This window comes from bacterium (assembly GCA_021158245.1).
In the GTDB taxonomy this organism is placed as follows: Bacteria; Zhuqueibacterota; QNDG01; order QNDG01; family QNDG01; genus QNDG01.
This window is the reverse complement of sequence record JAGGVB010000011.1, coordinates 21,451-43,644: the sequence shown is the minus strand read 5'-3', so window position 1 is coordinate 43,644 and position 22,194 is coordinate 21,451. Positions and strand designations below refer to the sequence as shown.

17 protein-coding genes, 1 tRNA gene and 1 pseudogene are annotated in these 22,194 nt (G+C 34.5%); 15 read left to right on the top strand and 4 right to left on the bottom strand.

The genetic code is table 11. The features are described from left to right. The 3 genes from J7K93_00740 to J7K93_00730 form a co-directional block, all read left to right on the top strand. Positions 1-285 (top strand): hypothetical protein (locus J7K93_00740; GenBank protein ID MCD6115515.1); only part of this gene is annotated, 285 nt, incomplete at its 5' end. Continuing rightward, positions 275-874, top strand: coding sequence for a toxin-antitoxin system HicB family antitoxin (locus J7K93_00735; GenBank protein ID MCD6115514.1), 600 nt, complete (start codon positions 275-277; stop codon positions 872-874). The genes J7K93_00740 and J7K93_00735, both read left to right, overlap by 11 nt. Before the next feature lie 22 nt (positions 875-896). Next, positions 897-1,322 carry a protein-export chaperone SecB gene (locus J7K93_00730; GenBank protein ID MCD6115513.1) on the top strand — a complete coding sequence of 142 codons (426 nt, stop codon included), beginning with the start codon at positions 897-899 and terminating at the stop codon, positions 1,320-1,322. Between the two features lie 625 nt (positions 1,323-1,947). Here the strand turns inward: J7K93_00730 and J7K93_00725 are convergent. Continuing rightward, positions 1,948-4,092: a carbohydrate binding family 9 domain-containing protein gene (locus tag J7K93_00725; GenBank protein ID MCD6115512.1), complete on the bottom strand. Its 2,145-nt coding sequence runs from the start codon at positions 4,090-4,092 to the stop codon at positions 1,948-1,950. A gap of 203 nt (positions 4,093-4,295) precedes the next feature. Here J7K93_00725 and J7K93_00720 point away from each other — a divergent pair, with 203 nt between their 5' ends. The 4 genes from J7K93_00720 to J7K93_00705 all read left to right on the top strand — a co-directional run bounded on the left by J7K93_00720 (position 4,296) and on the right by J7K93_00705 (position 9,154). Then, positions 4,296-5,312 (top strand): peptidylprolyl isomerase, encoded by a 1,017-nt coding sequence (locus J7K93_00720; GenBank protein MCD6115511.1) that lies wholly within the window; start codon positions 4,296-4,298, stop codon positions 5,310-5,312. A 218-nt stretch (positions 5,313-5,530) separates the two neighbouring features. Beyond that, the gene (locus tag J7K93_00715; protein MCD6115510.1) at positions 5,531-6,628 is read left to right on the top strand and encodes an efflux RND transporter periplasmic adaptor subunit; all 1,098 of its coding nucleotides are present in this window, start codon (positions 5,531-5,533) and stop codon (positions 6,626-6,628) included. Between the two features lie 22 nt (positions 6,629-6,650). Beyond that, entirely contained in the window at positions 6,651-7,889 is a 1,239-nt protein-coding gene (locus tag J7K93_00710; protein MCD6115509.1) for an ABC transporter permease, read from the top strand. Positions 7,890-7,912: 23 nt separating this feature from the next. Then, a complete protein-coding gene (locus tag J7K93_00705) occupies positions 7,913-9,154 on the top strand; it encodes an ABC transporter permease (GenBank protein ID MCD6115508.1) in 1,242 nt (413 codons plus the stop codon). 1,647 nt (positions 9,155-10,801) lie between these two features. Here the strand turns inward: J7K93_00705 and J7K93_00700 are convergent. Continuing rightward, positions 10,802-11,386: pseudogene (locus J7K93_00700) on the bottom strand (MFS transporter). A 351-nt stretch (positions 11,387-11,737) separates the two neighbouring features. Between J7K93_00700 and J7K93_00695 the strand changes: the two are divergent. Then, positions 11,738-12,790, top strand: coding sequence for a tetratricopeptide repeat protein (locus J7K93_00695; protein ID MCD6115507.1), 1,053 nt, complete (start codon positions 11,738-11,740; stop codon positions 12,788-12,790). A 95-nt stretch (positions 12,791-12,885) separates the two neighbouring features. Here J7K93_00695 and J7K93_00690 read toward each other — a convergent pair whose 3' ends face one another. Continuing rightward, positions 12,886-14,571 (bottom strand): AMP-binding protein, encoded by a 1,686-nt coding sequence (locus tag J7K93_00690; GenBank protein ID MCD6115506.1) that lies wholly within the window; start codon positions 14,569-14,571, stop codon positions 12,886-12,888. A gap of 140 nt (positions 14,572-14,711) precedes the next feature. Between J7K93_00690 and J7K93_00685 the strand changes: the two genes are divergently transcribed. The 4 genes from J7K93_00685 (at position 14,712) to J7K93_00670 (ending at position 17,426) form a co-directional block, all read left to right on the top strand. Then, entirely contained in the window at positions 14,712-15,329 is a 618-nt protein-coding gene (locus J7K93_00685) for a dephospho-CoA kinase (protein ID MCD6115505.1), read from the top strand. Between the two features lie 198 nt (positions 15,330-15,527). Next, positions 15,528-16,604, top strand: a complete 1,077-nt coding sequence (locus J7K93_00680) for a mannose-1-phosphate guanylyltransferase (GenBank protein ID MCD6115504.1) — start codon at positions 15,528-15,530, stop codon at positions 16,602-16,604. 20 nt (positions 16,605-16,624) lie between these two features. Next, a complete protein-coding gene (locus J7K93_00675) occupies positions 16,625-17,083 on the top strand; it encodes a PTS sugar transporter subunit IIA (protein ID MCD6115503.1) in 459 nt (152 codons plus the stop codon). A 4-nt stretch (positions 17,084-17,087) separates the two neighbouring features. Further along, positions 17,088-17,426: a hypothetical protein gene (locus J7K93_00670; GenBank protein MCD6115502.1), complete on the top strand. Its 339-nt coding sequence runs from the start codon at positions 17,088-17,090 to the stop codon at positions 17,424-17,426. Positions 17,427-17,858: 432 nt separating this feature from the next. On the opposite strand, the gene J7K93_00665 is transcribed toward J7K93_00670, so the two are convergent. Continuing rightward, positions 17,859-20,558 carry a carboxypeptidase-like regulatory domain-containing protein gene (locus J7K93_00665; GenBank protein MCD6115501.1) on the bottom strand — a complete coding sequence of 900 codons (2,700 nt, stop codon included), beginning with the start codon at positions 20,556-20,558 and terminating at the stop codon, positions 17,859-17,861. A 129-nt stretch (positions 20,559-20,687) separates the two neighbouring features. Here J7K93_00665 and J7K93_00660 point away from each other — a divergent pair. The 3 genes from J7K93_00660 to J7K93_00650 all read left to right on the top strand — a co-directional run bounded on the left by J7K93_00660 (position 20,688) and on the right by J7K93_00650 (position 22,186). Next, positions 20,688-20,762, top strand: a tRNA-Pro gene (locus tag J7K93_00660). A gap of 180 nt (positions 20,763-20,942) precedes the next feature. Continuing rightward, positions 20,943-21,494 carry a hypothetical protein gene (locus J7K93_00655; protein MCD6115500.1) on the top strand — a complete coding sequence of 184 codons (552 nt, stop codon included), beginning with the start codon at positions 20,943-20,945 and terminating at the stop codon, positions 21,492-21,494. A 20-nt stretch (positions 21,495-21,514) separates the two neighbouring features. After that, positions 21,515-22,186, top strand: a complete 672-nt coding sequence (locus J7K93_00650) for a DUF374 domain-containing protein (GenBank protein MCD6115499.1) — start codon at positions 21,515-21,517, stop codon at positions 22,184-22,186. The last annotated feature ends 8 nt before the right edge of the window (positions 22,187-22,194 follow it).

The following is a 22,194-nucleotide window of genomic DNA, read 5'->3' as shown; positions in this document are numbered from 1 at the left end:
TTTTCATTTTGGGAAAATCACGGAATACCATCTCAACTTGAATGGAATCAAGTAGTTAAGCTCTGTAGCTATCTGAGTGATAATTACGGATTTACTTTCAGAAAAGCAGGCAAAGGTTCTCACTGGATACTGGCACATGATTTGCTTAAAGATTATTATGAACACCTTAACTGTAATTATGCCGGTGAATATACTGTTTGCATGAAAAACAGAAAATGTAAAAAAATTTATTTAAAACACATATTTGAAGCTTACAATTTTATCAGGGAAATTTATGATGAATAAGAAAGAATTGCTGGATTATTATTTGAATCTTCATTATTCAATTAAGATTGATTATGTTAATGAGGATGAAGATAGCTATTATGTTGCATATATTCCGGAACTTGGAAGCGGTGCGTTTCTCGGAACAGGCAATACAATAAGCGAAGCAGTAGAAGAACTTGAGAATATAAAAAGAAATTATTTTGAGGATCATATAAGAAGGGGTATAAAAATACCTTTGCCAAAGGTTCATGATACTGAGAAAAATATAAATTTCAGCGGAAAATTTCTTTTAAGAATTCCGAAAATTTTGCATGCAAAATTGACTGAACAAGCAGAGGACAACGAAATAAGTTTAAATTCGTATGTCTCAAATCTTTTAAGCGGATATGCTGAAAAATATAATTTTATAAAGATAGCTAATATGTTAAGTAATAAAATGGACATGGTTCTGCTGAATACAAGACAAATAAGAACCGGTATGGAAAGATTAAATATAGAAAAGTTTGATATTAACAACGTGCCGCCTAAATACAGACGATTTACTGAAAATGTATTTACAAATGAGAATTTGCCCGGTAAAGATAGAATGAAAAAATATGCAACATGATAATAAATTATAAGGAGTAATTTTGGCTAAGAAAGTTAAAATGGAAATGGAGCCGGATCAGTATAGAAAACTATTAAAGGAATTAAGTCTTGATAGTATAAGATTAATCAAATCTGATTGCGTGTTAAATAGTACTGAAAACGTTTCAGGAATTGTTAATATCAAACATAGGGTAAAAATTACTGAAACTTTGGAAGATGTTGTTGTAATAAATCATGTATACACTTTAAATGTTAAAAGTTCGGATACTAATGAATTAATTTTTAAAGTGTCAGCTACATTTCAGTTGATGTTCAGTACTAATTTTAATTTTAATGAAGAGTTTTTTGATATTTATAAGAACATCTCTCTACCATTGACAACTTATCCTTTCTTTAGAGAATTTGTCTTTAATACTATGGCTAGAATGAATCTTCCTCCTCTGACATTACCTTTGATTATTAGATAAATTTGATAATATATTTTTAAAGAAGAATTGTTTAGTTTTTTGGTTCTTCCGAGTTTTAGTTGGAAGTATTTGGGTAATTTTCATTCAAAAACTTTTTTTAAAATACCTGCATTATTAACATTTTCGTTTATCAGTCTTATTATATTGCTGCAGGAAAAGGCCTAAACCGCTCCTTTTCTTTATTAATGTCGATCTTTGTGTTTAATATTAGGGAATAGTTTTTGTCTCAAGTTTAACCTTGTGATCTTATTGAAATTACTTGAAGGCACTTTTTTCAAAAAAAGTGCCCAAAAAACGCCGGCTGCTGGAAATTTCCTAAAAATGCTAAAAAACTCTCTGAAGGGCAAAAACTCCCCCGGCTTTACTATTATATTTTTTAATTGAATAGCCGGGCTCAAACAGTTTGCCCTTCCGGGCGTTCGTTTTTTAACATTTTTTTAACGTAAATTTCCAGATGCCGGTTTAAAAACAGATTTTGTATATTATATAACATCTTAAAAGTTTCCAACTCTTCCCCTGAAGAACCAGTTTTTTTAATTTGTTACTATTGATAGAACAAATGGGATTTTAATAGATAGAACGGGGCTGCACAGACAGTTACTCAGGTCAGGCAGCCCCTTTGAAATTACATGTAGTAGAGATATTTTAATTTAAATACAGCAGTGCGGTCCCGGATTTTAAGAATCTCTTCTGGCCTGTACTGCACCTCATTAATTGCCATGTAAATCCAGCTTTTTGGAGAAAAATTATAAGAGAACAGCAACCCTCCGATGATCTGCTCAATTCTATTACTGGAACGCAAAAGAACATTATCGAGATAGGCACGAATATTCATATTGTTCATAGGTGTAAAAGAGAGAAATGGTCTTGAATTATAAGTGACTTCTTCTACATTACCGGCCGGATTTCCCTCGATAAAGACGCTGGCAGTTGTGCCGAGCTGTAGATTTCTGTTGATCCTCCAGCTGAAAAAACCGTTTACCCATGAGTAGAATGCCAGATAATCACGAGAGAAGTTGTATGTTTTTGAATAACCTCCATTAAAATTTGCATGCCAGCGCGGATCAATATTCACCCAGCAGGAAGTATTAACAGAGAATGAATTAAAAATTTTGTCAAGTTCTTTTGATTTGGAGTAATCCGTATTAATTTCAAATCCCCAGTTGTTGCGGAACTGCATATTGAATCCAACAAGTCCGCCGTAATCCGTAAATTCATCAATTTTTTCATAGTTAAGAATCGGGCCGGCATAAAATAGAATTGCTCTGATATATCCTTTTTTAAAATACCAGCGCGGACCACCCAAACCAACAATCTGAGCTGTTCCACGCCATGGTACATAACCAACATCATCAATATCAAAATTATTGCCTATAAAGCGGCCCCGTAAACCAATGATGGCTTTGCTACTAATCATAGTGTAACCAGCAGATCCTGCAAAATCGCCTTGGTCATCCCTGTACGAGCGGGCAACCTGATATGCAAGCTGCCAGTTAGACCCCCTGAAGGCGCCATCAATATCAATAACCCCATTATCTCCAGAAGAGGTGTGTTTACCGACAAAAAGCATACCAATAGAAGAGTTGCCCATTATCTGCTTTTTTAGTCTAGCAGATCCAAAAACGCCGCGTTCTTCTATGTATGTTTCATCATCAACAGTGTATTCTTTTTCACCTGTCACAGCCATAAAACTACCGTATTCCCACTCTTTTATACGGCCGAATGTTTTTACTCCGGCCCAAAGCGGTACTTCACTGCCATCAGGTAGTTTGCGGCCAATGCGGCGTGAGTAGAATAGCTCAAGCGGCCGATAGAATCCCATATTGCGCTGTCTGCCTGAAGCTATAAAGATTTCATTTCCTTCTGTAAAGAAAGGACGCCGTTCACTGTAATAAGTCTCATAGCGGCTTATATTAAATTCAAATGGGTCAGCTTCAATTTGGGCAAAATCCGGATTAATAGTGCCTTGAAAAGTGAGTTTTGGTGAAGGATTATACATTATATCGAATCCAGCGTTAGGTTTGAAATTTTTGGAACCGTCTTCCTGCTGTTCAGCCTTTGCAATCCCTACAGGGTAGAGTTCCAGATGCATACCGCGTACAGCAGGTTTAAAGCCGTTAAAAAATAGTTTTCCGAATTTGGATATTCTAAGCCCTTCACTCTCTTTGTACGAACACCAGTAGAGGTCTTCTTTAGTGCTTGCAATGTAACGATCAAAGTCCAGCCCCCATGTTAAAAGCTGATCATTATACTGTAAAGATTTATACGGAATTTCCATTTCAACTACATAACCCCAATCATAAATGCGTGTGTCAGCAAACCAGATGCCGTCCCATGAATAGTCTCTGTTTCGGGCGTCATCAATCAAGCGGCAGTCGCTGCGTACTCCTGATGCAGATACTGCAAATTTATACCCTGTACGGCCGTTTCCGAATGTATCAAGCATCAGAGATACAATATCACCGCTGATATTATCCAGACTGCCTTTAAAAGCCTGAATATTTTTTTTGTTTTCATAACAAATCATTAAACAGTATAGACTCTCTTTTGTTGTCAGCAATTTGGCTACAGTTCTGTGACTGGGTTTTTTACCATAATATGGGCTAAGCTGAAAGAAATTTGTTGCAGAGTCTGCTTTGTCCCAACAAGCGTCAATAATACCGTCAACTACAGGTACTGTTTCAGTTTTTTGGATGTTTATAATTTTGTCATGATTTTGTGCAAGGAGTAATACAGGAAGAACTGTTAAGAATATCCAAAATATTTTCATAGAGGGCCTCCGTTTTAAATTATGCCAGCTTCTTAATTAAAGACGGATTAATGGATAAATAGTTGCATAGCAAGTACAATCAATATTTATTTCATTAAAAGTAAATTTTTATTTTGTTGCATGGGAATAAAATTTCCTTATTTTTAAATACAATTAAAGCAATTGAGAAATTTTGGACATAAATATCTATAGGGGAAAGTGCTATGAAACGATTTTTAATTTTTGCATTGATTATTTCTATGTTCACATTGTGCAGCAAAAAACCGGAACAGGTAAAACTGAAGAAAGGTACCAGAGCCTATAATCTTGCAGCAGATCTTTCGGCAATTACCCCTCAATTAAATCCCGAAGAAAATAATGTTATTATCTCAACGAATATTTTCAATATAACAACAGGAGAAATTGTCCAGGTAATAAATTACAGCCCTGATGAATTTATTAAAAAGCTGCTGAGATTCCACCGTAACAAAGTAAAAAATATTGTTGAAGGAATGGCAAAGAACCTTGCTGAGAAAAAACTTCTTGTATATTCTGCAAAAAAGAGCGGAATAGAAATTTCGGATTCTGAGGTTGATACTGCTATGTCTGAAATTTTTAAAAATTATGGCGGAGAAACAAAGTTCAATATGACGCTGAGAGAAAACGGTATGGATAAGGAATACATTGCAGAAGATGTTAAGAACAGCCTGTTTGCAGATAAATATCTGAAAAAAATTATAAATCCAAAGATTGCTGTTACTGAGAATGATATTAAAAATTATTACAACCAGGATACTACTGTTACTTTGCGCCAGATTATGGCTGCTACAGGAAACAGAGAAAAACATAGTATTGATTTGAAAAGGAGAATCATCGGAACTGTATTAAAAATGGCTAAAAAGGGTGTTGATTTTGCAGTTCTTGCAAAAAGATATTCGGAAGATGCAAACACGAGAGAGAATGGCGGCTTAATGGAAAATATCAGAAAAGGCAGTACTGAAGCATCATTTGATTCTGCAGCTTTTGCAACGCCTGTAGGTAAAATCAGCGGAGTATTTCGCACATCTTATGGATTCCATATTTTAAAGGTACTTAAGAAAAAAGCCGGATTGCAGTCTTATGATAAAGTAAAGGATACAATAAAAAGAGAAATTTATCTGAAAAGATGGCAAAAAGAAAAAGAAGCTGTTGTAGATAGCCTGAAGAAGGAATACCATTATAGATTTATTCCTCTTTATTAAAAAAACATATACTTATATAATTTTAAAAAAGTTGTATTAAAAGTCTGCTTTAGTCATTGTGTGTATTCAGCGTGATGACATAATGGCTACTTATAATGCAGCTTTTTTGATTTATTTCCTGAAAAAATAAATTTATTATAATTGTAACTATTTGTACCCTCCTGCGTATTTTAATATGAGTTCTCTTCCAACTGAAGAAAATATTGAAGGAGATAGAGATGAAATTGAGGAAAAAGAACCTTGTGGTTCTTGGTATAATTGTCATCATTATAATGATATTTGTAATTGTATTTGTATCAGGAAAAAATAAAAATAATTCTGACCGAAAAGTAGTAAAGGCTGAAATAAATACAATTACAGAAAAGGCTCTTGCAGTAGGCTCAATAGAGCCTGTGAACGAGGTGGCGGTTAAATCAAAAATGTCCGGTGTAGTAGGAAAATTGTATGTTAAAGTCGGGGATTTTGTAAAGAGCGGTTCTCCGCTTCTTGAGATAAAACCGAATCCGACACCATTGGAACTTGTCCAGGCCAAACGTAATGTTGAAATGAAAAATATTGCTCTCGGTGCATTAAAGCATGAGCTGGATCGTAATAAAGAGCTGAAAAAAGATAATTTGATTTCAGATTACGATATGGAAACCCTGCAGAAAGATTACAATGAAGCACTTTTGGATTATAAAATAGCATCTGAACAGCTGGAGCTTCTGGAAAAAGGCAAAGTTACTCTTGCAAATAAAATTATTGATTCGGTAATTAAATCTCCTATAACAGGTTTCATTCTTGAAAAAAAAGTAAATGTGGGAGACCCTGTAGTGCCTTTGACATCATATCAGGCAGGAACCGAACTTCTCAGAATGGCTGATATGACAAAACTTCTTTTCAAGGGGACTGTTGATGAAATTGATGTCGGAAAAATAAAAGAAGGGCTGAATGCCGAACTTCAAATTGGAGCACTTCCCGGAAAGAATGTAGCAGGTCATGTATCTCTTATTTCTCTAAAAGCTCACAAAGACGGCAATTCTACTGTTTTTCCGGTAGAGATTGTTATTGACAGTACTAGGGGTGCAATGTTAAGAGCAGGTTTTTCCGCAAATGCGACAATAATTATTACAAAAAAACAGAACATTCTCACACTTCCCGAGAGAGTGGTCTATTTCAGAAATGATTCAGCCTTCGTAAGAATTCCAAAAGATACAGATGGTTTTGAAGAGAGATACATTGAAACAGGTTTGAGTGATGCAATTTTAATAGAGATTAAGTCAGGTCTAATCAAGGATCAGGAAGTACTGGAAAAAGAGACAAAAGAGATTATATAAATACAAGGTAAACTGCTTAGATATGGAAAGCTTGTTAAACAATATCAAAGAGATTTTTTTCTACTTAAGACAGTACAAATCCCGAACCTTTATGACAATGTTCGGCATTATCTGGGGTACGATTACAATAATAGTTCTGTTATCTTTTGGTGTAGGTGTTAAGAAATCCATGAGCAAAAACATGCACGGAATCGGTGAAAGCATAGTACTTGTATGGCCCGGAAGAACAGCTCTGCCATACAAGGGATATGGGATAGGCCGTTCCATTCCTGTTACAGCCGACGATGTTCTTATTTTAAAAAATGTTATTTCTGAGATATCTCTTGCAAGCCCTGAATTCAGCAGGTGGGGCACATATATCAGATTTAAAGATAAAAAACAATCGGTAAACCTGACGGGGATTATACCGGAATACGGAGAAATGAGAAATGTTTTCCCCGAACCGGGAGGGAGATGGATTAATGACCCGGATTTTGAGAATAGGAGAAGGGTTGTTTTTCTTGGCAACAAACTAAAAGATTTTATTTTAGGAAAAGATGAAAATGCGGTTGGTAAATATGTATTCATCGGGAATACGCCTTTCAGAGTTATTGGGGTTCTAAAAAAGAAGACACAAAATTCATCTTACAATTCCAGAGATGAAAACAGGGCATTTATTCCCTCTTCAACATTTACGGCAATGTACGGTGAAAAAAATGTTGATGATTTTGTGTTTAAAGTAGGAACCCCGAAAGATTCGGAAAAAGCGCAGAAGAGAATTTATCAAGTTCTCGGCAAAAAGTATAAATTTAATCCTGACGATAAAGAGGCTCTTTCGATTTGGGATACAACAGAAATGGATAAATTTGTAGGATCTTTCTCCCTCGGGATGAATATTTTCCTTGGGATTATCGGAGTAATTACCCTGATTGTCGGAGGAATCGGCCTTGCAAATATTATGTATGTTGTGGTTGAAGAGAGAACAAGAGAGATTGGAATTAAAAGATCAATTGGTGCACGTAAAGTTATTATTTTAAGGCAGTTTATTCTTGAATCATTTGTAATCATTGGCGTAGGAGCTTTAATCGGGCTTGTTATTTCTCTTATAATTATCAGATTAGTGGGATTGCTGCCAATCCAGGAGTATGTCGGCACACCGGAATTCTCTCCTGCAGTGGCAATTATTTCAATAACCGTACTTGCAGCCATAGGCTTTTCAGCAGGATATTTCCCTGCACGAAGAGCTGCCAATCTTAATGTCGTTGACTGTATAAGATATTAGGGAAAAATTCTTTTGGAGTATAGATGAATTTTATCATTTTAATAAGAGAGTTTTTAATAGATGTAAAAAAACAGAAAGTCAGAGCATTCCTTACAACAATTGCCATAACATGGGGAACTCTTGCTGTTGTTCTATTAATGGCTTTCGGCAAGGGCCTGGATTTCAGGATGAGTGAAAGCCTGCTTAATGCCGGTGAGCGTACAATTAAGATTTACGGAGGCCAGACATCAAAAAAATTTAACGGGCTCCCGATTGGAAGGCCCGTAAGAATGGTAATGACCGATAAAGATTTAATTTTAAAAACTCCGGGAGTAAAATTTATAAGTGCCGATTTCGGAAAGTACATACATTTGAAATATCAAGATAAAATTGTCAGAACTTATATGGAGGGTGTTGAACCATCATTTGGAATAATGCGCAGAATGTATCCGGGCCTCGGAGGCAGATTTATTGATGCAAAAGATGTCGCAGAGAGGAGAAGAGTTGTTTTTCTGGGAAGTGTGATTGCCAAAGAAGTGCTCGGTAATAAAGAACCTCTTGGAAGAAAAATTAATATTGACGGACTGCCTTTTACAATTATAGGAATTATGCCGAAGAAATTACAATCTTCCATGAGTAATGGCCCTGATGATAGAAGAGCAATTATTCCAAATACTACATTTCAAAGCATTTATGGTAATAAATACTTAAGGAATATTTTGGTTGTAGCTAAAAATCCAAATAAATCAAAATCACTTGTAAAAGAAATCAGAAATTCTTTTGCAAGAAAATACAATTTTGACCCTGAAGACGAAAAAGCTTTGGATATATGGGACATGAATGAAGCTCTTGAAATAACTGATAAAATATTTTTGGGTTTTAATTTATTCCTTACTATTGTTGGTACCATGACTCTGATTATTGCAGGCGTAGGAGTTGCCAATATTATGCATGTTGTTGTAAGGGAGAGAACAAAAGAGATTGGGATCAAACGGGCAATAGGTGCAAAAAAAATCCATATTATGTTTCAGTTTATATTCGAATCTCTGCTGATTTCTATAACAGGGGGTACAACGGGTATATTTCTTGCAAAAGGGATTATATTTCTTATATGGAAGATACCTGCACAGGATGAGGTATCTCAGCTTCTTTTCCGGCCAATCTTATCAAATAATGTTGTTTTTGTTACTGTTATTATTCTGACTTTAATCGGGCTTCTCGCAGGTTTAAGGCCTGCGAGGCAAGCTGCAAACTTAGATCCTGTAGATGCGCTGCGTTACGAATGATGTTTTGACAGCTGTTGTGAATTTATAAAAGGGCTGTTTTATTGAGATAAAAATTTCAGTTACAGCCCTTTTAATATGTTTCCTATTTTATCTTATATTTCAATCACTCTTCGGTGCAAGAAATTTATTGTAAAGAGCGAGAGCAATAATTGTAAAAACACCGATACTGCTGAAAATAAGCCATAAAGTTCTGGGCTGGTTCAGATTATCCACAAAATGTACGTAGAGTTTTGCTCCGAGAACGCCTCCGATTGAGCTCCCGAAAACTCCGTATAGAAAAAGATATCCCATATACATAGCTTTTTTATCTTTAGGAGCAATAAGCCCTACGTAGCTGAAGAATTTAGGATGTGCTGTCATCTCTCCGATTGAAAATATGGAAATACCGGCGAGAAATATCCATATATTGGTATTTGCAGCAAGAATAAGCATCCCAATTGTTCCAAGCCCGATGCCGAACATCATTGTCGGAAGTGCTTTTGTTTTCTTGACAATGGAAGAAATGAAGAGTTGAAGAAGAATAATTGTTCCGGCATTCATAACTGTAACATGTTCAACATCAAAAAACCAGTTAATGTGAATTCCAAGCTTACCAAGAAAACCGTTTATTGCACCATTCAACGAAGATGCATCAACATAAGCCTGAACATACCAGAGTACAGAATCAAACATCTGGAAATAGACAACCCAGAAACCCGAATAAAGGAAGATCATAAGCAGAAATTTTGCATGATTTCCGAATTCTGCAGGATTGGATTTATCAATGATGAAAAGGGATGTTACAGAGGCGTAGATAACAAAAGAGATGATCCTGCTTAAAACCGACAGCCCTGGAATGAGCCATAAAAGAACGCCAATTATAAAAAACATAATAGGCGTAATTGCAGCTGATTTTTTTGATTTTCCTTTTCCGTTAAAATGTGTAACAGAAATAGCAAGAGCTGATAATATGAGAACTATTACAAAGAGAAGAAAAAACGGCCTTCTCTGTGTAGCCTGAAAAAATGAATCACAATTTTTTATTGTTAATCCTGCAAGGATAGGATATTTTAAAAGAGATGAAAATAAATCCTCACGATATTCAGCATAATTATTTTTATTATTAATTGAAACGCGAAAGTAATTGTCATTTATTTTATCAATTTGAAAATTTGCATTAATCTCATTATTGTGTGTAAAAATCAGATTAATTTTTTCATCCGACCTTGCTATCCAAGAATTCAGGTTTTTGATTGAGGTTGACTCAAATCCGTTTATTGCATGGATTTTCTGTATAATTTCGTTTCCGAACTTGTCAATGTAAGCAGGTTTGAATATTGTCAGATATGTTTTTGTTGAATCTGAAGTATCGATGGAATAGTTTTCCCGGCCAAGCATATTTCTGTCAACCTGGAAGATTAATATACTATCCTGATGTTTAATACCGATCTTATTGAGCTTAATATCAACCTGAGGCCGGTTAATATAGCTGTGTATTGAATAAGCTGCCAGGATTCCAAGGACTATGGACCAGATGACTCTTTTAATTACAGAATGCCTCATTTGATGGAATAATAGCACGATCGGAGAATATATAATTTCAAACGCATGTGCGAGCGTTTGAATTAATGACATCTGTTCCCGTTTTTCCACACGCTCTTTTAAAGTAGGGTCTTTAAAAAAGAAGATTGTGGGAATCAGCATTGAAGCAGTACAGATTGCCGATGCTATAATTACATAAGCAGGATTCAGTGCCTTAAGGTATGGTACCAGAACCAGAGGAAAGAGAAATGCGCCGATATTTATGGACCAGTAGTAGATGCCGAATCCGACAGTGCTGTTTTCTTTGTCAGTAACTTTTGCAATTACGCCGGATATCAATGGTTTGAATGTACCTGCGCCGAATCCCATTACAACAAGTGCAGTAAACACAGCGCCGTAGCTTGTTGCCTGGCTTGTAAAGAAATATCCTATTCCCAGAAGGCTGAATGCAGTCATGAAAAGTTTTCGGTAGCCAAAACGGTCTGCGAGTGCACCTGAAATAATAGGAAGAAAATATAAAAGAGGCTGAATAACTCCTTTTATAACACCCACACTCTCCTTTGGAAAGTGAAGTACATTTACAAAATAGACTGAAAGAAAACTCATTATTCCGTAGTAGGAACCACGCTCGAAGAATTCAAACATGATAACCAGCCAGAACATTGGAGAGAAAGATTTACCACCCTTCTTCTTGATTTGTTCATTTTTCATAAATTTCTCCATATTTTTTTAAGTTTTTTAAAGATAAAATAGACGGAGCAAAATATCCAGAACTATTTTTTATTTACAAATTTTGAAGCTGTTTGAAAATATGATTTGTATTATGAATCTCGCTTGATTGACGTCTGTTTTTATTGAAGTTATCATTCTTCATTCGGAGTCTATCCTGAACTTCTCGCCGAATCTGCCGAGGGGGCACGGAAGAGACAGGGATGAAGTGTTTTTAACATTTCTACAACGGGTTTCCCATTTTCCATTAATGATTAAAAAATTTTATACTTGCAAATTTTCCAAGTTTGTTTATATTTAATGTTTACAAATATATGAAAGGGAGGAGACTAAATGAAGACAACGTTAAAAGGGGCTGCTATACTTTTGTTGGTTTTGCTTTTTATGTCATGCGCTTCTACATCCAGCATTTCAATAAAAGTTTTAAAACCAGCAGCTATAAGTATGCCTGGAGTTCACAAGATTGGTGTCGTGGATTTCCATGGTGTCGGACATTCCGGGAGCCAGATTGCAACTCTAATGCAGTCAATGCTTCTTGAAACCGGGTATTATGAAATTTTAGAAAGAGAAAAAATCAGCAGAATTCTTGAAGAACAAAATATGGCAATGTCAGGTATAGTTGATGATCAGAGTGCAATCCAGGCAGGTGCTCTTTTAGGAGTGGATGCTCTTGTTTTCGGTGATGTAACTACCTATGAGATTGAACCTGATAAAAAGATTACGCGGAAAGTTAAAGAAAAGAAACATACAGGTAAATACCAGTGGGTTGAGGAAAAAGATAAAAAATCCGGCACTGTTAAAAGAGTAAAGAAAGAGATTGTCGAGGACGTATGGGTAGACAAATCTTACTGGGTACGTCGGGGTACTGTTGCTATTAATTACAGAGTTGTGAATGTGAAAACTGGACGGCTTTTAGCAGCTTACAGCGATTCCAGGAGTTATGACAGCAGTAAAGAGAAAAGATCGATCTTTTCCTCTTTTAGTAATAATAATACTTTGAAGCCGAAAGGGGAGATTTTAAACAATCTTTCCAAAGAAATTTGCAGTATTTTTGCCCATAAAATTGCACCTTATTATGTATCTGAGCGGAGGGTTATTGAATCAGGTGAAGGCAATATTGATGTTGGACGTAAATATGCTGAATCCGGTTTATGGCCTGAAGCAAAAGAAGCATGGATACAGGCAGTGAAGGATATGCCTGAAGAACCGGCTGCTTTTTATGATCTTGGTCTTGCTTTTGAAGTGGAAGGCGATCTTACAAGAGCTGAAAAAGCATTTAAAGCTGCTGTTAAACTTGAGTCTAAAAAATTGTACATGCAGGCTCTGACAAGAATTAGAAATTCGATAAAAGAGAAGGAAAAATTGAATTCCCAGCTGGGTAATTAATATTTTCGATTATTAAAAGATAAAGGCAGGGATAAATATTTTTGTTTAAACCCTGCCTTAATTTTTTACACTAAAAAATAATTGTTTGAAATAGATTAGCTTGAAATATACAAATACCGCTTTATCTTATTTGTAGGTGTCATTTTAAATGGTTCCTGGTGCTCTTTTATTTTATTGATTTTTGAGAATGAAGGTAATTGTTCATTAATATCAAGCCGGACTTGTTCCAAAATTGATTCTTTTATGGATTCTGAACTGTTTTCATTTTCTTCGGTAATTGCATTGTCAACAGCATCATAATCAGGATATACAAGTGCGTGTATTAAACCTTCTGATTCATAAACAACAGCTTGTTGTATAAATTGATTTTGAGAAAGTAATAATTCAATATTTTCAGGATAAATATTTTCTCCTGAAGGGCCTACTATAACGTTTTTTGATCTCCCCTTAATAAAAAGATAGCCATGTTTGTCAAAATAACCGATATCTCCGGTTTTCATCCAACCGTCTTCAATAAAAACTTTTTCAGTGGCTTCTTTGTTTTTATAATATCCCTTCATAACAATCGGGCTTCTTACTATAATTTCACCAATGCCTGTCTTGGGATCCGGCTTATGAATTTTCATTTCAACACCCGGTATAACCTGACCGCATGAACCCATTTTAACCTTTCCAAAGGGGTTTATAGTCATTATTGGTGATGTTTCAGTCATTCCGTATCCGGTTGAATAGCTGATATCTGCATCTCTAAGGAAAATTTCAACATCAGAATTAAGAGCAGCACCTCCGAACATAAAAAATCTTAAAGCGCCTCCAAAAGAGGTGATAAGCTGCGCCCCTGCTTTTTTGTTAATAAGTTTTCTTGTAACAGGTATTTTGTAAGCGATCCTGAGAAGAGAGCTGGATTCAATTTTGGGAAGTATTTTTTTCCTATAAATTTTATCAATTACAAGAGGTACTGTTAAAACGCCTGTAGGTTTCACAGCTTTCATTGAATCAAGCAGTTTTTGTGGAGTAGGAAGCCCTCTCATGTAATAGATTGATACTCCCATGGTAAGAGGGCAAAGCATTCCGCCGGTTGCTTCGAATGTATGAGACAGAGGGAGTATTGATAAAAATCTGTCGTTTGAAGTAAGTGGAAATTTTTTAAGGCTGTTTAAAACATCGCTAACTATGTTTTTATGGGTAAGCATAACGCCTTTTGAATTGCCAGTTGTTCCTGATGTATATATTATTGCAGCGAGATTTTCAGCATTCGGTTTTTCAGAAGCATTTACAATTTCTGCAGCAGAAGCATCTTTCCCAAGTTTTTTTGAAAGAGATTTTACAAAATCATGATAATTTGATTTGATGGGTTTATGCAGCTCGGAAACTGAAAAATCTTCAAGAGAGATTTGCGTAAATAAATTTGGAATATTTATATCCTCAATTTTGTTTGCATGCTTTTGAGAAACAAAGACAGCAACAGAATCGGAATTCCTTAGAACATGGTGAGTATCCGTATCTGTAAATCCCGGCAGAATAGGAACAGCAACAGCTCCTGTAAAAACTATTGATAAATATGAAATAACCCAATTGGGGCTGTTGTCCCCGAGTATGGCTATTTTATCTCCCTTTTTTATGCCATTTTTTAAGAGCAGGTGAGATATCTCCATAATTTTGTCCTGCAGTTCTTTATATAAAAGCGGCTCCTCTCCTGCAAATGATATTGAAGGCAGATTTTTATAAATACTAAAGCTGTTCGATAGCAGCTCCGGAATAGTATTTGCTTGATTTGTCATTTTCTATCCTCAATGTTAAGTATTTAAGTATTATTGGGAATAAAATGTCGAAAAATTTTATTAATTTCAAGGGAAATATTGATATTTTAATGTTAATTGTTTATTTTTAGTTAAATTATCGAATAAAAGGCCCGACTTAAATGTCAGATAAAAATACAATTATTGCAGGAATAACAGGCGGTACAGGTACAGGGAAAAGTCTGTTTTGTAAATTTTTACAAGATTTGGGAGCTGCTGTAATTGATGTGGATAATTTTGCAAAGCAGTTAATGAATAAATCTGATTCCATAAGAAATTCTCTGCGATCAGAATTCGGAGATAAGATATTTGATTTGTCGGGGAAAATTAACAGTAAACATCTTTCTGAAATTGTTTTAAAAGGCAATGAAAATTTTAAAAAATTAAATAAAATTGTATGGCCGGAATTAATCTGTAATTTAAAAACTTCAGTTGAAAATTTTCGGGAAAACGGGAAGGGCTTGCTTGTTGTAGATATGGCTGTTCTTTTTGAAGCAAAAGCTGCTGATTTATTTGATTTAATTATTGTGATAGACTCTCCAATCAGAACCAGGATTCATAGATTGCGAAAATACAAGGGCTGGCCAGAGGATCGTATTTCAGCAATTATTTCTGCACAGACAGAACAAACAGCAAAATTAGAGGCTGCAGATTATTCAGTCACAAATAATGGATCTTCTGATGCTTTAAAGAAGCAGGCAAATGAAATTTTTATTAAATTAATGAACGATATTAAATAATATTTATACCTTTATTGTTTATTTGTGTTTTTATTTTCAAATAATTTTAAACAACTTGATTTTGAATTAAATATTGCTTATTTTTGTGACATGAAAAGTATGGAAATTCAATTTTGCATTGTAGAATAAATGCCCTGTAAATTGCTTAAAGCAATGGAACACAGGGCTTTTTTTTGTTTTCAAACATAGAAAAAGGTAGTGCCTATGTATGGTGTAATTATGGCAGGCGGTTCAGGAACACGTTTTTGGCCGAGAAGTAGATCCAAGAAATCAAAACAATTTTTAACTATTATCGGGAAGAAGTCACTTATAAAGCAAACAATAGACCGTATTGAGCAAGTAATACCTCCTGAAAATATTTTCATTATTTCAAGAGAGGATCAACAAGAAAATTTTGCTGAAATTTGCACAAAAATTCCAGGGGAAAATAAGATTTATGAACCTGCTGGAAAAAACACTGCGCCATGTATAGGCCTTGCTGCACAATTTATAAAAAAAGAAAATCCTGATGGTGTTATGGTTGTTTCTCCTGCTGATCATCTTGTAGTAAATACTGAAAAATTTGGAAAAGTCATAAAAAAGGGAATTGAAATAGCAAGAGAAAAAGAAGGGCTTGTAACTCTGGGAATTAAACCTGATATGCCTGCAACCGGATACGGATATATCCAAATTGGCGAGGATCTGGACAATAAGGGTGTAATAAAAGCATATAATGTTAAAACTTTTGCTGAGAAACCAAATCTTGCTACTGCAAAACGTTTTTTGAAAAGCGGTGATTTTTATTGGAATAGCGGTGTTTTTATTTTCAAGGTTCAAACGATTCTGCAAGCTTTTAAGGAATTTCTTCCTGAGGTTTATGACGGACTTGAGGAGATAGGAAAATATATTGGTACTAATAAATATGATGATGTATTAAAAAGAGTTTACAAGCAAATAAAGAGTATTTCAATAGATTATGGAATCATGGAAAAAGCTGCAAATGTGTATCTTGTGGAGGGAGATTTCGGCTGGAGTGATCTTGGCAGCTGGGAGCAGGTTTATCGTTTAAGCCAAAAAGATTCCGAAGGTAATGTACGTAATGGTGATGTAGTAATTCATGATTCAAAGGATTCATATGTGTACTCATCAGATGGTGTTACTGCTGTCCTTGGTGTAGATAACTTAATTGTTGTTCGCAGTGGAGATGCTGTTCTTGTTTGCAAGAGAGATAGATCAGAAGATGTTAAGAAATTAGTCGATATTATGAAACAAAAGCGGTTTAAAAAATATGTATAGATTTTAATCATGGAGCAGATATGAATGGAGAAGAACTCTTGGAATTTTTCCGTCCTGAATGTTTTATTTTTGACCTTCAGGGGGAGACGAAAAAAGATATTTTGGAAGAACTTGTAAAGCCTCTTATTGATACCGGTAAGATCAGGAATAAGCATGTTCTTCTTGAAACACTGTTAAAAAGAGAAACACTTGGCAGTACAGGCATTGGCAAGAATGTTGCACTTCCTCACTGCAGAACGCTGGCAATATCACAAATATGCGTTGTTGTAGGTATTTCACAAAAAGGTATTGATTATAATGCTATTGATAAGAAAAAAGTAAAACTTTTCTTCTTAATAGTTGCACCGCCTCAGGAAAAGATTAATCAATATTTACCATTACTTGGCAAGATTGTTGAAATAGTAAAAGATAATAAAAACAGGAAAAACCTGCTTAAGACGGAAAATTATACTGATTTTATGGAGATTATTCAGGGGTAGCGAAATGGAGAAGAGTCAGCTTGAGCTTTTAGTATTATACCAGGACATGAATATTATGCTCAAAGAAGCAGAAGAAGAGAAAGAAAGTCTTGGATTTTCTACAAAAGGTATGCAGGAACTGAAGGATGCTTTGGAAGACCTTGCAAAAAAAATAGATAATAGATATTTGAGAGCATACGACAGATTAAGTATGAGATATAAACATTCAATTGCACCGGTTAAAAATAATACCTGTCTTGGCTGTTTTGCAAAACTGCCCACATCTTATTTAGGCCCCGGGAGAAGTGATGAGAAAATTATAACGTGTGAGCACTGTGGAAGAATTCTCTACTGGATTGATTGAAATGGTTGATAAATCTATATAATTATAGTATCATTGTAAATTACATTAAATTTAATTTCGCAATTTTATTTTCATAATAAAAAACGGTAAAGAACTGAGAGGGGGCTCGAGTTCTTTACCGCAAAAGAAAGGGGAGAGGCTGGGCAAGTTGCTTTGCTTCACATCCCGTCTGAACTTATATGTATACAATAAATATGCCAGCGAATTGTAAGATTAAATAATTTAGCTAACCTACTGTAAAACAAAGAGATACACCAAATAAAGAAAAAACAAAAAAAATCCTTTTTCGTGGATTTGTCTCAAAAAAGATACACTATTTTTTACTAAAGTACCTAATATGTTGTTAATACTGTACTTAGCGTTTATAGAAAAGTATACACATAAAAAAATACTATCATAGTAGATTTATTTTATAAAGATATTTTAGTGGAATTAACGAACAATTTGGATTTGTAGCATGGATTTTTGAATACTATTGCTATTAATATCCTGTAGGGTAACGCATAAATTATAGAATCCGGGCACAATTTTAGAAATATCAATACTGATAATTCTGTTTCCATTACTACTATAGGTTTTAAAACTTTTTTCCCCGTTTATTTTGTACTGTTTGCTGAAAAAGTTTACATTATTCTTACTCAATTCCCATGATAAATTATAATTATATAAACCGTTAAGATTTTTTTTAAGGTTTTGAAACCATACCATAAAGCGAATACCGGATAATTTAGAAATCCTTGTTGAGGGATAGATTAAGAAATGCTTTTTTGAATCAGCAAAAACAGGTTCAATATCGCTTAAAAATAGTTTGTCGTTATTCGGGATAGTAGTCAATTGTATTTTGTTATGCCATATTCTTTTTGTCGAAGTATCTTCAATCTGAATAGCAATTTTGAATTTACCATACGGCAAGGTGTCTGAAACAGAGGAGATTGCAATAGAATTAACAGGAATTAAATGATTCGAATATTTAATAGTACCATTAAATTCCTTCCTGTATAAAATATCATTATTTTCATGAAAAACTGTGTAGAAAATTTGTAAGTACGATACTTTTTCAGAGTCATCGGGTAAGATTCCAAGTTGATAACAGGGAATTCCCATGGATAGATTAATTAATGATTTATTTCCAATTGGCATTGTAAATAAATTAGAAACCACAATCAATGGTTCCGAAATGCTTTTAAACGGGGAAAATGGTAAACCTGCTTGTTTGGTAGTGACCAAACGATAAAAAGTCGAAAAATTATTAAATATTTTATGGGCTAAGTATTTGTAAATGTTTTTTTCTGTTTCCTGGTGGATTTTTGAATCATTAATATTTTTATAAATTGAAACAATGAAATTATGATAAAGTTTGCTTATACTTAATCTTGATTGGATAAAATCCATCAGGTTTTCAACACTGTTTTCATCGAAACCCGGGATTAAAGAATTTACGTTTTTAAGTAAAACATAAGTCGAACCGGATTTAATAAAATCAAATACTATTTCAGTTGTATCACGTTTGTAAACCCAGCATGAGTTTTCAGGTATCAACCCAAATTTATTGAAATTAATTAATAAATCCGGTTTGCCGAATTTAAGGTAAATAGTTTTTCTTCCATCATAAGAAAAGGTACGTCCGATCACTTTTGAAAAAGATGACATCCTGTTGACAAGCTCGCATAATGCTTCATTTACAAGAGATGCGGGTGTGGGATCAAGTTCTATCCACATCTTGAGAAGATTTTCATTCTTTTTAATTTTATTATTATCCAGATGGATATTTTTAATTAAATATGAAGATGGAATATACAGAGAATCAAAAATTTCAGATGACCCTGGATATGAAAGCCCCTGATAAAAGAGTGACGTGCCCAATTTTTTGTTCCCTGATAAAACAGCATCAATGGAATTTTTAAACAAAGAGACCGGAGGATGTGCATAGTCTGATTTATTGAATTTTCGATATTTGTTGAAGGATTTTATCTTATTGGCAGGAAACGAAACGGGTTTTAAATATTGAATGAGATTTGCAGGATCTGGAATGTAGTTGTATGGAAGAGATTCTGCAAGACGTTCCCATGCCCAATAGCCGTAGGTTTTTATCTTAAAAGGATCGTATAATGATCCGTAAATAGTATAGATAACAGGTTGATCTGTATTTAACAAAATCCATGAAGTTTGAAAAGCTTTTTTTTTCGAATACGGCATATATCGCTTAGATTCGGGCTCTTTAGTATATTCTACTTTCAAGTATTTTCGGAAGAATAGTTTTTTTTCAAAATAAGATTCGGCTTTGAAGCTGATCGAATCAGGATTGATCTGATGAGCAAGCTTATTAAGTTTAGTAAAATCAGGATGCTGTTTTATGTGATCTACGAGAAATGTTTTGAATCCCTGTTCTTTTACCCTATTATTTGCCAAACTTACGAGAAAGTGCCTTAAAGAGCCGTTATAAGCTTTTAACCGGTTTCTGATCCATATTTTGCGCTGCTGTAATTTAACAGGTTTCATTTCTATAAAACGAGAGATGCCTTTGAATTTAAAAAAACCTACTCCCTGATAAGAAAATTCTTCAATAGTCAGATAAATATCATAACCAAGAGCTTTATTTTCTATATGCAGAGGTTCCATGGTTTTTACACTAAGGGTATGGGTCGTTTTATTGTATATAATATTCAGAACATTTGTATTGATAAGCCTGCATTTATCTGCAAAAGATGACTGGCCGAGAAGTAATTCTCTGAAAACCTGAAAATTTTTCTGCCATGATTTTGGCTTGTATGCGGATACTGAAATTGTTTTTCCCTGCACAGGTTTACGGGGGAGATATATTTTAAAATTTTGGGTTTTTCTGAATCTGACAGAAATATTCAATTTTTTCAGTTCGTAACCGATCATAGATACTATGAGCTGATAGTTGCCTATGGGTACGTTATCTATACGAAACTGTCCGTTTTTGTCACTTGCTGTGCCGAGTGTTGTATTAGCAAGAAAAATATTTGTATAAAAAAGAGGTTTATTAGTTTCCGAATCTATTACTATCCCGGAAATCGAACCATGAGAAACCCCCTGCACAGTGGCATTCAAGGGTTGTGTTAAAATTATTAAAAGCGATATAAGGAACAATTTAATTGATTGTTTCATCGAATAATCCATTAAGATTTTTGATTTGTTTAATTATTATCATTATATCAGAGAATGTCAAGCATAAAAAACAATCAGAATTTTTTCTTGACAATGAATGTCTATTTTCATACTTTAACACATCTTAAGCGGGGCGTAGCGCAGCCCGGTTAGCGCGCATGACTGGGGGTCATGAGGTCCGGAGTTCAAATCTCCGCGCCCCGACAATAAAAACAAGGAGTTATGTTGATTGACATGACTCCTTGTTTGTATAAAACGAATTAAATTAACAGATATGCAAAATACTCAAACCCAAACAATAACAACCCCTGATTTAATCAGGTATTTTTAAAAATATTAATGCTTTTCCATTGACATAATTCTATTATATTCTTAACTTAAAACATGGATAAAAAAATAAATTTAAAGAAGATTTTAATTTTCTTCATTTTATTCAGTGCACATTCAATTTTTGCCTGGATAAATCCATCTGTACATGTTGGAATAGGATTACCCAAAATACCAGTTAACAGAATAAGCAGAAGAACACCTTTCTCATTTACAGCTGGTGCTGAATTGACGATTCCGATATTAAGAAGAAATATCATACAAGTTCACAGCGATGGATTATATACAATTGATTTGGGCTCTGCAATTAGCGGAACAAACAAAGATTTTAAATTCAATTTACTGTGGGCAGGTATTGATTTCGGTTATTCTGTGAGGAATAACCCAATAAACAGATCTTCTGTAATGGCAGGTATATCAAGATATTATTTATCACAAGTGTGGGAAGACAGCAGAGACAATTTATCAACTTTCGGGATGTGTTTGGGGCTGTCCTATTTAAATAAAGGCATTAAACATAACACAGTATTTGAAATAAGATGGCATTTACTCTTTAACCCGAATCCAATGCCGCAGGTGCTTACTGTTGTGTTCGGGTATGCTTTTTAAATTAAAACAAATGTGATTTCATGAGCATAAAGTTAAAAGTAAAACAATTTAGAAGATCAATAACATACTCTGAAGGCTTTATTAATTTTACAGCTTCTTTTGCCTGGTTTATAATCAAAATTTATTTTTCAACCTTAAAAATAAAATTTTATTTTGACCCTGGATTCCTAAAGCTTGACAGAAACAGGGTTTTATTCGGCTTTTGGCACGGGAGGCAATTCCTTCTTGTACCGCCATTTGGTATATGGAATATTACTTTGATGACAGATTTAAGCTGGGCCGGAGAGATTCAGAGCAGAATACTATCTAAATTCGGATACGAGATTGTAAGAGGATCCAGTAAACATAAAGGCGCTCAGGCGCTTCTTATGATGAAAAAATCCATTGAAGAAGGGCACCCCGGAGGACTTGCACTCGATGGCCCATCCGGACCGATATATAAATCAAAACCCGGAATTATTTTTCTTGCAAAAAAAATGGGGTATCCGATAATCCCAATTGTATCATCTGCTGAAAAAGCATGGATAATAAAAAATACATGGTGTAATTATCTGCTTCCCAAACCTTTTAGCAGATGTTTTGTTGCTATGTGCAGGCCTATATGGATTAATGATGATTTCTCGACAGATAATCTCGATCGTATTGTGGCAAATTTAACTAAAATAGCTGACAGGAAAGTGGGAAGAAAATAGAGTCTCAA